At 70.0% G+C, this 12878-nt stretch carries 10 protein-coding genes; 7 read left to right on the top strand and 3 right to left on the bottom strand.

Annotated elements, in window-relative coordinates:
- Positions 1-89: 89 nt before the first annotated feature.
- Positions 90-926 (bottom strand): SMP-30/gluconolactonase/LRE family protein, encoded by an 837-nt coding sequence (locus GLX30_RS31770; protein WP_159694380.1) that lies wholly within the window; start codon positions 924-926, stop codon positions 90-92.
- Between GLX30_RS31770 and GLX30_RS31765 the strand changes: the two genes are divergently transcribed.
- From GLX30_RS31765 to GLX30_RS31750, 4 genes are all read left to right on the top strand, one after another.
- Positions 904-1362 (top strand): hypothetical protein, encoded by a 459-nt coding sequence (locus tag GLX30_RS31765; RefSeq protein WP_159694379.1) that lies wholly within the window; start codon positions 904-906, stop codon positions 1360-1362. The genes GLX30_RS31770 and GLX30_RS31765 overlap by 23 nt on opposite strands.
- A gap of 158 nt (positions 1363-1520) precedes the next feature.
- The gene (locus tag GLX30_RS31760) at positions 1521-2165 is read left to right on the top strand and encodes a hypothetical protein (RefSeq protein ID WP_159694378.1); all 645 of its coding nucleotides are present in this window, start codon (positions 1521-1523) and stop codon (positions 2163-2165) included.
- The gene (locus tag GLX30_RS31755) at positions 2162-2734 is read left to right on the top strand and encodes a potassium channel family protein (protein WP_159694377.1); all 573 of its coding nucleotides are present in this window, start codon (positions 2162-2164) and stop codon (positions 2732-2734) included. The genes GLX30_RS31760 and GLX30_RS31755 overlap by 4 nt, the downstream gene beginning before the upstream one ends.
- 32 nt (positions 2735-2766) lie before the next feature.
- Positions 2767-4311, top strand: a complete 1545-nt coding sequence (locus GLX30_RS31750; protein ID WP_159694376.1) for a chloride channel protein — start codon at positions 2767-2769, stop codon at positions 4309-4311.
- Here the strand turns inward: GLX30_RS31750 and GLX30_RS31745 are convergent.
- Entirely contained in the window at positions 4232-5224 is a 993-nt protein-coding gene (locus GLX30_RS31745) for a helix-turn-helix domain-containing protein (RefSeq protein WP_159694375.1), read from the bottom strand. The genes GLX30_RS31750 and GLX30_RS31745 overlap by 80 nt on opposite strands.
- Before the next feature lie 134 nt (positions 5225-5358).
- Complete coding sequence (locus tag GLX30_RS31740; RefSeq protein WP_159694374.1) at positions 5359-9093, bottom strand: S8 family serine peptidase; 3735 nt, start codon at positions 9091-9093, stop codon at positions 5359-5361.
- A gap of 371 nt (positions 9094-9464) precedes the next feature.
- Between GLX30_RS31740 and GLX30_RS31735 the strand changes: the two genes are divergently transcribed.
- The 3 genes from GLX30_RS31735 (at position 9465) to GLX30_RS31725 (ending at position 12846) form a co-directional block, all read left to right on the top strand.
- On the top strand, positions 9465-9878 hold the full coding sequence (locus GLX30_RS31735; protein ID WP_159694373.1) for a hypothetical protein: 414 nt from the start codon (positions 9465-9467) through the stop codon (positions 9876-9878).
- A gap of 325 nt (positions 9879-10203) precedes the next feature.
- A complete protein-coding gene (locus tag GLX30_RS31730; RefSeq protein WP_159694372.1) occupies positions 10204-11124 on the top strand; it encodes a cyclase family protein in 921 nt (306 codons plus the stop codon).
- 117 nt (positions 11125-11241) lie between these two features.
- Positions 11242-12846, top strand: a complete 1605-nt coding sequence (locus GLX30_RS31725; protein ID WP_244258346.1) for a GMC family oxidoreductase — start codon at positions 11242-11244, stop codon at positions 12844-12846.
- Positions 12847-12878 lie beyond the last annotated feature (32 nt).

The raw sequence follows: 12878 nt of genomic DNA, 5'->3' as shown, positions 1-12878 counted from the left end.
CCCGCACTGCCTCGGGCCGCGCGGCAGGAGCCCCACCACCCGAGGTCTCCGGTCCGCGCAGCGGCGCCGGACAAGGCAAAGATCGTGGGTCACGGCCGACCCGCCGCCGGTACGGTGACCTCTGTCGTGAGGACCTGGCCGCTGCCCGCCGGGACCGGTTCCGGTCCGTCGCTCCACCGGGCCGCGACCACGAACAGTGTCGTGCCGTCGGGGCCGCCGAGCGTGCAGGCGAAGCCGCCTCGGTCCAGCTCGACGGTCTGCAGGACCCGACCGCCCTCGGCGACCCGTACGCACCGCTTGCCGGGCACGTCCGCGTACCACACGGCGCCCTCGGCATCGAGGCAGATCCCGTCCGGGGTGCCGTCGCCGAGATCGGCCCACACCCGCCGGCCGGAAAGCCCGCCGTCGGCGTCGATGTCGAAGGCCGCCAGGCTGTGGCCGTAGGACTCGGCGACGACGAGGGTCGAGTCGTCGGCCGTCACCGCCATGCCGTTGGGGAAGGCGAGGCCGTCGGCCACCTGCCGAACCGTTCCGTCCGGCGTGGCCAGGGTGACGACGCCCGTCTCGTACGGCGCGCCGGCCATCATGTCGAAGCCGATGCTGTTGACGTACGCGTTCCCGCGGCCGTCCACGACGATGTCGTTCCAGCCCGGCCGCCTGCCCAGCTCGGCATGCGTGACGAGCGTCCCGTCCGGCTCACGGCGCAGCAGGAGCCCGTCGGGGGACGAGACGAGCAGCATCCGCCCGTCGGGGAGGAAGGCCGTGCACAGCGGCAGCGACTTCAGGCGCGCGATGGTCTCGCTCCGGCCGGCGAGGTCCACGGCGATCACCTCGCCTGCGGACCAGTCGGAAAAGTAGAGCCGGTCCCCGTGCCATCGGGGCGATTCCACGAGGCCGTGTCCGGTGAGCAGTGTTCGCGAAGCCATTTCCTGCCTCCGTCGTCGACCGTGTACCGGTTCTGACCGCCGGCCGACGGAAAACTCATCACCCGTGGGCGCCGAGCCGCACCACGAACCGCCGTCGGCGCCGCATCCGGACCAAGAACGAGGTGCGGCCTGCGTGGTCCTCGCCCCCGGAGCGACGCTCTCCGAGGCGGAGCTGATCGCCCGGTGCGAGGAGGAGATGGCGGGCTACAAGTACCCTCGCCTGGCGGAATTCTTCGATGTCCTGCCCACCAACGCCACCGGCAAGATCCACAAGCCAACGCCACCGGCAAGATCCACAAGCGCGAGCTCGGGGAGGCCGGTGCGGCCGCCCGCACCGCCGTCGCCGGGTGACGGGCAGCACAACCGCTGGAGGTCGGCCGAATCAGCGCGGGGAGGGTTCATCCGGCCGGCCGAACGCGGTCCGCCGCTCCGGTAGCGGGACCCGGAAGGAGCGCCTTTGCTGGACTGGCGGCGGGTCTCCGCCGCTCGCGAACCACCCGCGGAGTCCTCTCTCAGGAGATCCGTATGGAACCCCAGCCGAGCCGGCCGGACCGATCACACGGCATCCCCTCTCCGGAGGGGGAACGGACTGGGGTGACGGACCTCGAGCGCCGTATCGCGGAGCTGGAGAGCGGCAGGAGGCCGCGCCGTCACCGGTGGCGCTCGGTCCTGTCGGCCGTGCTGGTGGTCCTCGCCGCGTTGCTGTCCGTTCTGTCGACCGTCGCGGTGCGGGCCGACAGCATGGTGGAGGACGCCGGCCGATATGTCGACACCGTCGCACCACCGGCCCAGGACCCCGCGGTGCGGACAGCGGTGACGGACCGGGCAACGACGGCGATCCTCACCCGGATCGACGCGAAGGCACTGGTGGCCGAACTGTCCGCGGCAGCAAAGCAGGAAGGAGCGCCTCCCGCTGTCGCCAATCTGATCGGTGAACTCGACGGCCCTCTCGAGAGTGCCCTCAAGGAGCTGGTGAGCAGCACGGTTCGCCGGATCGTGTCGAGTCAGGCGTTGGACACCCTGTGGCGCGAGGCCGACCGTGCCGCGCACACGTCGTTGGACGAAGCGCTCACGGGCAACGGCAGCGGTGCCGTGACCTTGAAGGGCGATCAGGTGGCCGTGCTGTGGATCGTGGCCGCGGTACTGACCGCCTTCGCCGTGCGGGAGTTCCTCGACGACCCCGGCACCGGGGACGGGGCCGGGCGGCAGCACGGCGAGAGGGAGACACGCCCCTCATGAGCACGCCACAGGAAAGTGGCCGGAGCCGGTTGCTACGCCCTGACCGTCTGCGTCTGCTGCTGTCACTCCTGCGTTCCGCGATCGTGGTGGCCGTGACCACCACGGCGTACTACCTGCTCCCCCTCGACCGTGATCCCGACCGGAACACCACCGTGGTTCTCGCCCTGGGCCTGCTGGGAATCGGCGTACTGCTCGCCCTGCAAGCCGTCAGCATCGCCGCCTCGTCGTACCCCCGTTTGCGTGCCGTCGAGGCGCTGACCACAGCCGTCCCCCTCTTTCTGCTGCTGTTCTCGGCCACTTATCTCCTGTACGCACAGGAGCAGGGAGCGCACTCCTTCTCCGAACCGCTCGACAAGACCGACGCCTTGTACTTCACGGTGACCGTCTTCGCCACCGTCGGCTTCGGTGACATCGTGCCCGTCTCGGAGACCGCGCGAGTGCTGACCACGCTTCAGATGGTCGCCGACCTCATCCTGGTGGGCCTGATCGCGAAGGTCATGGTGGGTGCGGTACGGCTCGGGCTCGAGCGACGCCGGTCCTCCTCCGCTCCGGAGCGGCGTGAACCATGACTCTTTCGTCCCGCGTCCGGAAGGACTGACCCATGGCGGCGCCGAAGGCCCCCTCCCCACAGCCCGCGGAGCCCGACGAGGCCGACGAGGCCGACCGGCTGCGGGATCTCCTGCGCACGCCCGGCTACCGCAAAGTCCTGGTCTTCAGTGCTCTGATCGGCATCCCGATCTCGCTGGCGGCGTTCTGGTTCCTTGTCGCCCTGCACGAGCTGGAGCACGTGATGTGGGCGGACCTGCCGAAGGCATGGGGCTGGGACGTCCCCCCGGCCTGGTGGCCGCTGCCCCTGCTCGCCGTCGCCGGAGTCGTCGTGGGTCTGGTCGTGACCCGTCTGCCCGGCGCCGGCGGTCATGTTCCCGCGTCCGGCCTGCACGCGGGAGGGGCCTCGGCAGCCGCTCTTCCCGGAGTGCTCATCGCCGCGACCGCGAGCCTGCCGCTCGGTGCGGCCCTCGGCCCGGAGGCGCCACTGATCGCGCTCGGTGGTGGTCTGGCCCTGCTCTTCCGGCGTCTCGTCCGCGCCCCCGCCACCCCGGAGAGCACCGCACTGTTGGGCGCCGCCGGCGCGGCGGCGGCCATCGCCGCGATCTTCGGCAATCCGCTCATCGCCGCGGTGCTGCTGATCGAAGTGGCGGGTGTGGGCGGACCCCAACTGTTCATCGTCATGCTGCCCGCGCTTCTCTCGAGTGGCGTGGGAGGGATCGTGTTCACGGGTTTCGGACGCTGGACGGGGCTCGACACCGGCAGTCTTTCCGTCCACTTCCCGACGTCACCCCCGCGTCTCGACACCGGGGACGTGGTGTGGTCCATGGTGCTGGCGGTAGGCATCGGTGTGCTGGTCCACCTGGTGATCGCCGGAGGGCGCCTGACAGCCGCTTTCGTGGCGCGGGCGCCCTTCGTCCGGACGGTGGTCTGCGCCATCGCCGCCGGCGGCTGCGCAGCCCTTTACGCGGTCGCCACGGGCCGCTCCCCGGTGGAGGTCGCCTCGTCCGGCCAGGCCGCACTGGCCGCGTTGGCTGCCGATCCGCACAGCTGGAGTGTCGGCGCGCTGCTGGCCGTCCTGGTGTTCAAGTTCGCCGCGTACGCCCTGTGCCTCGGCAGCCTGCGGGGTGGCCTGGTGTTCCCGGTCCTCTTCCTGGGCGCGGCGGCGGGTGTGCTGCTCGCTCCGCTCCCCGGGCTCGGGGTGATCCCCGGTGTTGCCGCCGGGATGGCAGCGGCATCGGCGGCCGCGCTGCGGCTTCCGGTCAGCAGCGTGGCCCTGGTCGTCCTCGTACTCGGGAACTCCGAGACGATCCCGGTGGTGATCCTGGCGGCCGTGACGGCCTTCGTCACCACGGAACTCCTCCCGCAAGGCCCGGCGGTCACGCCGCCGCCCCCGCGCCGGAAGGCTGCGGGCGGGGCAGTTCGAGGCCCTGACGGGAGGCGGAGGAGCGTCGCTCTGTACACCGGCGCCCGCCGGCCTGAATCACGGCGGACCGCAACGGGACAGGTGACTGTCCTCGTTACAGGGGCTCCGTCCAGCCGTTCCGCACGGCGTGTGCGCCGAGCTGGATCCGGGTCCGGACCCCGGCCATGTCCATGAGATGACGCAGGCGCCGGTGCAGCGTGCGCGGTGAGAGGCCGAGCTGCGTCGCGGCTGTGAGGTCGGTGAGACCTGCCAGGAGCAGCGCGAGGATCCTGCGGTCGAGCTCCGTCGGGCCTTGCGGGCCGAACTCGACGGTGAGTGGGGACCCGCCTGCGGAGCCCGACAGTTCGAGCGGGTGGGCCGTGCGCCAGACCGTCTCGAACAGCGCGTCCAGTGCGTCCAGCAGGCCGCTGCGGTGCAGCAGCACGGCGCCCGGCTCTCCGGCCGGTGTGACCGCGAGCGGGACGAGTCCCAGGTCGGCGTCGGCCAGCACCAGTTTCATGGGGACGTGGTCGGCGACGCGCAGTTGCACACCGTTGCGCTGGGAATCGATCGCGTCCTGGATGATGCCCGGCTCCGCGAGCACGGCGCGGTCCAGTACCGCGCGGAAGAGCACTCCACGGTCGAGGGCCATGGGCTCGGCCGTGTTCTCGTCGGGAGGCAGGGCGACGAACGGTGCGGTGATGAAGGAACGGACCTGTGTCCGGGCCGCCTGCTGCACCTGGAGGAATCGATGGCGGATGGCGTCGACGCCCGTGACGACCTCGATGAGGTCGGTGATGCTCCTGCCGGTCATGGCGGCCCGGTGTTCCTCGGCGAAGGTCACCAGTGCCTGCTCGGCCATACGCAGTCCGTCCCGGCGCTGGCTGATGAGAGCGCCGAGTGCCATCGCCGGGGGCGCGGCGGTGAACCGCTCGTCCGCCGACCGTGTCGCCAGCCCCCACTCGACCAGGCGGCACAGTGCCTTGTCGACGTGGGCCTGCGACACGGCGACCACGTCCGAGAGGTGGACCGCGGTGGAGTTCGGCTGTCCGAGCAGCGTCCGGTAGACGCGCTCGTCATCGGGTTCGAGGCCCAGAACGTCCAGCATCGGCGACCGACTCTCTTCCGCTTGCCGCAGCGGGGAGAGTATGCGCCATGGCAGCAGATCTTGAATAGTCCCTGCTGGGAGCGGGTGCGAGGGGAGCCCCGGGGAGTCGCCTCCCCGGGGCCCGACAGTGCGGCTCATCGCAGGCCGTACGCCCGGATGATCTCGTTCTTGACGCTGTATCCGCTGTCCGTCCCGGCGCCCGCACGGACGGAGAGGAAGCCACCGGGCTTCTTGGCCGTCCTGAACGCACCCGTCCAGTAACCGTCGGCGCCCTTGGTCAGGGTCACCTTCTGCCAGGTGGTGCCGTCGTCGTACGAGACGTCCAGCCGCACCTCGGTGACGGTGCCCGGCACGGTGCCGAGGTCCATCGACACCGGCTTGAGCGCGATCTTCTGGGTCGCGTTGGCCCTGACGTCGCCGTGCAGGTCCGTCTCCAGCTCGTAGTCCATGTTGAGCACCGAGAACGGCTCGAAGAAGTCCGAGTCGACGGTGTCGGACAGGAAGGTCCACTCGCTGTGGGTACGCGTCGACAGCCGGAAGACGTCACCGGGCCGCTCCACATCGAGGACGGCGCGGTAGGGCTTTTTGCCCGCCGGCACCTCCACCCACTGCATGTCACCGCTGACCGGGTTGTCGTGGATCAGCGTGTCGCCCTGGAAGATCCGCAGGTGCGACGGTGTCTCACCCCACGGCAGGTACCCGCCCAGCCGCATGCTGTCGCTGGCGGAGGCCCATGCCTGCACGTTCCAGGTCATGTAGTTCTGCCAACGGGAGTTGTACACCCCGAAGGACTCGCTCTGGGCGGGCCGGGTCGCCGGGGCGAACCAGTCCAGCCGGGTGGTGCTGCCCTTGGTGTAGGTGTTGTCGCCCGAGACCATCGACCAGGGCAGGGCTCCGTCGACGCCCTGCGTGTGGAATTCCCTCCAGACCTGACCAGGGGTCACCCACTCGGTGCGGGTGCCCGGATGCCATTCGCGGTCGGGGAAGTTGAACGACGGGCTGAGGGTGAAGTCGGACCGGTAGCCCTCCGCCGACCGGCCGCCGGCGGCCGCGTAGTAGCGGGCGTCGATCCGGGCGAGGTCGCCCTTGGTGGGCTTGTAGACCAGGGCCCGGTCCGGCACCTGGCCGGGGTAGTCCCGGGTCAGGTCGTAGACGAACGGCGTGTGCTCGGTCTGCTTGACGGTCAGCTTGAGTTTGCCTGTCCTGGCCATCGAGATGAGGGCCTTGCCCGCGTCGCGGTGCACGGTGGCGACCGGGACGGTCGACGCGCCGACGTACTCCATCAGGGCACCGACACCGTCGTTGACCACGATCAGCGCCTTCGCGCCGGCCGCGACCGCGGCCTCGGTGCGCTCCTGCGGGGCGACCTCGTCGCTGCGCCCGACAACGACGACCTTGCCCTTGGCGTTGACCTTCTCGTACGCGGCCGCCGCGCCGTCACCTGCGTAGACGGCCTCCAGCCTGTCCGTGGCGGTGGCCGGCGCGCTGCCCGCCTGGACCAGCGTCTCGAACCGGATCCGACCGTCCGGCGTGCTCAGGCCGAGCTGCGGCTCGCCCTTGCGCCAGCGGGTGATCAGCATGAACTCGCCCTGCTTCATCGGCTCCGTCGGCGCGACGTAGACGTCGTCGTACATCGGCGGCAGCACGTACGCGCTGCGGTAGTCCATGTACGGGTCGAAGCCCTCGTAGTGGACGTTGAAGTCGACCTTGCGCTGACGGTCCTCGGTGCGCTGCGGCGCCTCGGTCTGCAGCAGGCGTGCCTTGCTCGCATCCAGCACCACATCGGCGGAGCCGTCCTTGAGCACCGTCTCCGGGTCGACCAGAACGGCCAGACCCGAGCGGTCCGCCTTCTCGCCTGCCACGTCGAGGTACCCCGCGACGGTGTAGAGGCCCGGGGCCATGCGCATGGTGGTCGAGCCGTCGACGTAGACACTCCAAGGCCAGGAGTCACCGGCCAGATTGATGCCGACCCAGCCGGCGGCGGGCTTGCCGTCCTTGCCGACCAGCTTGATGTTCAGGTCGTAGCGCTCCTCCTCCTTCAGCAGTGCCACCGAGGTGCGGGTCACCGTCTCACCCGTGCCCGCGTCGGTGCCGATCACGTAGCCGCCGTGCCGGCCGGCCGGGGCGGTCTGCGGATCGCCGGTCACCGGGACGGCGGCGGTGCCGCCGGCCGGGACGGTCACCGTGGCGGCGCCCAGCCTGAACGGGCCGTCGGTGTTCGTCAGGGCCAGGTTCAGCGTGACGTCGGCGGAACCGGTGTTGGTGAAGGTCATGTCTTCGGTCACGGGGACGTCGCTCGGCCGGTGCGGCCAGGTGTAGCTGCCGAAGAAGAGCGACCCGGAGCTGCGGACGGTGGCGCGCACGGCGGAGGCCACGTCGAGGCGGCCGGTGCCGACCTCGTACGGCGAGTACCCGTCCTCCAGGCCCTTCGCGGTGCTCGTCAGGTGTTCCTTGAGCTGCGCGCCGCTCCAGTCCGGGTGCTGCTGGGCCAGGATCGCCGCCGCGCCGGCCACGTGCGGGGTGGCCATCGAGGTACCGCTGATGGTGCGGTAGAGGCCCTCACCACCGTCGGTCATCTCCTGCGAGCGGGCCGCGGTGATGTCGACGCCCGGTGCCGAGATGTCCGGCTTCATGCCGCCGGAGTGGGCGAGCGGGCCGGTGCTGGAGAAGGACGCGAGCCGGTCCTGCTTGTCCGTGGCGGCCACGGTCAGCGCCGATGCGGCCGCGCCCGGAGCGGAGATGCTCTCGGGGCCCGAGTTTCCGGCGGCGATGACGAACAGCGTGCCGTACTGCGCGGAGAGCGCGTCGACCGTCTGCGACATCGGGTCGCTGCCGTCCGTGGGGTAGGAGTCACCGAGGCTCATGTTGACGATGTCCGCACCGGACTCGGCGGCCCACTGCATGCCGGCCATGACCCAGGAGTCCTGGCCGTAGCCCTCCGCGCCGCCGAGCACCTTGCCGACGAACAGGTCGGCACCGGGCGCGACACCCTTGTTGTCGCCTCCGGAGGCCGCGCCCGAACCGACGATCGTGCCGGCGACATGGGAACCGTGCCCGTTGACGTCGGTGACGCCCTCACCCGGCACGAAGCTCTGCGTGCCGTCGATCAGGCCGGCGAAGTCGGGGTGGTTGACGTCGATGCCGGTGTCGAGCACCGCGACCTTGACGCCCTTGCCGTTGTAGCCGGCCGCCCATGCCTCGGGCGCTCCGATCAGCGGCACGCTCTCGTTCAGGCTGGCCTTCACGCGGCCGTCGAGCCACAGTTTCGCCACGCCCGCACCCAGTGTCTCACTGCCCTGTGGCGCGACGGTGGTCCAGAAAGTGCGGGTCTGCCGCTTGTCCGTGGTGAGCGCGGCACCGTGGATGCCCTTGAGCTTGCGGGTCAGCTTGCTGCCCCGGGGGGCCGTCGGCTCGACGGCCGCGCGGGACTTCGGCCGGGTGTACGCCGCGATCAGCGGTACGGCGGCCGACTTCGCATCGTCGTACCCCATTTCGATCAGGTCGGTGACGTTGAACAGCCGCCGGTCCAGCTTGTCCGTTCCCAGCAGCGGCACCGCCTCGTCCGGGATGACGAACAAGTCGCCCTTGATCTCCTGGAGTTTCACGCCGCCGACGGCGCTGTCCGGCCGGTCGACCTCGGCCATCTGCTTGCCGTCGGCCGTCGTGGTGACCGTGACGACGTCGCCGGTGACAAGGGTGACCTTGTGAGTCCCCGAGGGCTTGGCGGTGACGGGGGGCTTGCTCGGAGCGGCTTGTGCGGGTCCCTGCAGAACGGCGAGACCCGAGGCCAGCAGCGGCACCGCGGTGGCTGCTGCGAACAGCTTCCGGCGTCTGCGCCGGAAGGCGGAATCTTGGGAGGGGGAGTGCATGCCATGGGTCTATCTACCGGTGACTGCTGTCGTGAAGGCCTCATGGTGGCAAGTCCTCGCCATGGCAGATGCTTGTCAGCCGCGAACCGGGCATTCCGGCTGGAAAGGCGCCGTAGGGAGGCGGGTTGGGCAACCTGGTGTCACCTGGACACGGTTCCTCGGTCCACGCCGAGCCCTGGAGGTGGTGCGGCGTCGACCGCGTGCCACCGGCGGGCGGAGGTGGCCGGAAGCACAGACGGAAGGCCACCGCAACACGGGCCGTCCGGTCCCGTCGACATGCGGCCGGGGGCGACGGGGGCCAGATTGAACATATCCGACCCATCGGACGAGACGTGCCGGCGGGGAGGCCGGACAACACGGAGGAGCCTGGCATGACGACCCACGCGAGTGCGCCTGGCCGGCGCAACGAAACGCACAGCAGTGGTTGGCTGGTGTTCGCCGCCGTCATCATGATCTTCAGCGGCATCATGACGCTGCTCGGGGGTATCTCGGCGATCGCCAAGGACGACGTGTTCGTGGCCACCAGTAACTACGTCTACAAGCTCAACCTCACCGGCTGGGGCTGGATCCACCTCATCCTGGGCGTTCTGATCGCGCTCACCGGCGTAGCCCTGTTCACGGGGGCCACGTGGGCCAGGGTCGTCGGCGTGGGGCTGGCCGGCCTCAGCATGATCGCCAACTTCATGTGGCTCCCGTACACACCGTGGTGGGCGCTGTTGTTCATCGCGATCGACGCCCTCGTCATCTGGGGGTTGTGCGTCGCGCCCCGTCCGATGAGGGACTGACGTCCGGCGCCCGTGGCACACGCAGCAGTGACGGGGACCCTGGCCTGGTGCTCGTCGTCTGCGCCTCCGGGTCGGGCAGGTCGACGACGGGGGGCTGGGTGAAGGCACCCCGTACGTACGGGTGTACACGGGAGACACCCTCACGGAACCCGAACGGCGGCGTCGCGGAGTCGCCGTGGACGCGATGTCCTGCCCGCCGGACGCCTTTCGTAGCGGCACCGATCCCACCGTCCTGGAGCCGGGGGCGAGGCATGTGCTCCGGTGGGGCCTGAGCCATTGGGAGTAACTCGTGACGCCGTCCCTGGAGCCCCCGGTACCACCCGGTATGACCGCGCACGGATTCCGGGCGCTGTACGAGCGGCTGAGGAGCCAGGCGGCGGCAGACCCGACGGTGGACGGCCGGTGCGGTGCGCTCCGCCGTCTCACACCGGAGCGGGTGGCAGCGGCCGCCGCCGAAGTCCGCCTCGGACACACGGTGTCGCTGGCGGCTCCGATCGAGACCGAACCGGGGCCCGACTCCCCCGAGCCCGCGACGCACCGCATGACCGGGCCCGGGCCGCGCGACCTCGGCTCCGACGGACTCCACTTCGCCACCGACCGCTTCGCCATGAACGTGCACGGGGACGCGGACAGTCACCTCGACGCCCTCTGCCACGTGGTGTTCGACGGGGAGTTGTACGGCGGAGCGCCGGCGGGCACCGTGACGGCCGAGGGTGCCCGTACGCTCTCCGTCGACGTTCTCGAGAGCGGCATCGTCGGTAGAGGTGTACTGCTGGACATTCCCCGGCTGCGCGGGATTCCCTGGCTGGAACCGGGCGACCATGTGTCGTCGGGCGATCTGACGGCCGCCGAGGCCGCTCAGGGGGTGCATGTCGGCCCTGGTGACCTGCTGTTCGTCAGGGTGGGACATCGCCTCCGTCGTACCGACCTCGGGCCGTGGCACGCGGCCACGGCGCGGACGGGCCTTCATCCGACAGCAATGGAGTTCCTGGCCGAACGCCAGGTCGCGGTCCTGGGCGGAGACGGCAACAACGACACCGCTCCCAGCCCGGTGGAGGACATCGCCTTCCCCGTGCACGTCCTGGCGATCCAGGCCATGGGCATCCACCTCATGGACTATTTGCGGTTCGAGGACCTCGTCGAGGTCTGCGCGCGAGAAGGGCGTTGGAGCTTCCTGTGTGTGGTCGCGCCCCTGCGGCTGCCCGGAGCGACGGGGTCGCCCGTGAACCCGATCGCGGCACTGTGACCGGGAGGGCCGGCCCCCGGTCGCCACTCAGGGGAGTGGCGGATACGTTCGAAGGAGGTCCGCCCCGTTGGGCCTTCGCCCAGTGGGGCGCCAGGTGCCTGACAACAGGTCCGGGCCATGATCACAAGGACGGTGGTCGCCGTGGGCGACGCCCCTCACTACGACGTCATCATCATCGGTACCGGCGCCGGCGGAGGAACTCTCGCTCATCGCCTCGCCCCGTCGGGCAAGCGCGTCCTCCTGATCGAACGCGGCGGTTACCTGCCGCGTGAGCGGGACAACTGGGACTCGACCGCCGTGTTCGTCAAGGCCAAGTACCGGGCCCCGGAGTTCTGGCTGGACAAGCAGGGCAGCGAGTTCCCGCCCGAGGTCAACTACTACGTGGGCGGAAACACCAAGTTCTACGGCGCCGCCCTCTTCCGGCTGCGGCCCGAGGACTTCGGCGAGATCCGCCACCACGGCGGTGTCTCGCCCGCCTGGCCGATCCGGTACGAGGACCTGGAGCCGTACTACACGCAGGCCGAGCACCTCTACCTCGTCCACGGACGGCACGGCGAGGACCCCGGCGAGGGGCCGGTCAGCGCGCAGTACGCGCATCCGCCGGTGGAGCACGAGCCCCGCATCCAGCAGCTGAGCGACGACCTCGAGAAGCGGGGCCTGCACCCGTTCCATCTGCCGATCGGCGTCGATCTCCGCCAGGAGAACGGCGGGCGGCCCAGTCACGCCAGTGTGTGTATCCGGTGTGACCGCGTCGACGGCTTTCCCTGTCTGGTGCGTGCCAAGTCCGACGCCGAGGTGATCTGTGTCGAGCCGGCTCTGGAACACCCCAACATCGAGATGGTCACGGACACCCAGGTGGTCCGTCTGGAGACCGATGCCCGAGGACGCAGTGTCAGCGCGGTCGTCGGCCGTCTCGCGGACGGTTCGGAGGTCCGGTACACGGCGGACGTGGTGGTCGTCTCCTGCGGGGCGGTCAACTCGGCGGCACTGCTGCTCGCTTCGGCGAACGAGCACCACCCCCGTGGCCTCGCGAACACTTCCGACGTGGTCGGCCGCTTCTACATGCGGCACAACAACCTGGCGCTGATGGCGGTTTCCAAGGAACCCAACGACACCCGATTCCAGAAGACCCTCGCGCTCAACGACTGGTACTCCGGCGCGGACGACTGGGAATTCCCGCTCGGTGGCATCCAGATGCTGGGCAAGTCGGACGCGGAACAGATCCACGGCGAGGCCCCCCGGTGGGCCGGTGCGGTCGCACCGGACATGCCGTTCGAGGTACTGGCACACCACGCCGTCGACTTCTGGCTGTGCGGTGAGGACCTGCCACTGGCGGACAACCGGGTCACTCTCGACGGTGACGCGCGGATCCGGCTCACTCTCGACGAGAAGAACAACATCGAAGGCCTGAAGCGCCTGAGGCACAAATTGCAAGGAATGCTCGGCCACTTGGGCATGCACGAGCACCATCTGCTGTCACGCAGCATCTACCTGCACAAGGGCATGCCGATCGGTGCGACGGCGCACCAGGCGGGTACCGTGCGCTTCGGTGCCGATCCCGCCGACTCCGCGCTGGACGTGAACTGCAAGGCCCACGATCTCGACAACCTGTACGTCGTCGACACGAGCTTCTTCCCGAGCATCGGCGCGGTGAACCCGTCATTGACGGCCATCGCCAATGCCCTGCGGGTCGGCGACCACCTCTTGAGCCGGCTGGGTTGAAACCGCCGACCGTCCGCTGGTCCGTTCGGACG

The sequence above is a fragment of the Streptomyces sp. Tu 2975 genome (genome assembly GCF_009832925.1).
Lineage (GTDB): Bacteria > Actinomycetota > Actinomycetes > Streptomycetales > Streptomycetaceae > Streptomyces.
This window is presented reverse-complemented; position numbering and strand designations above follow the sequence as displayed.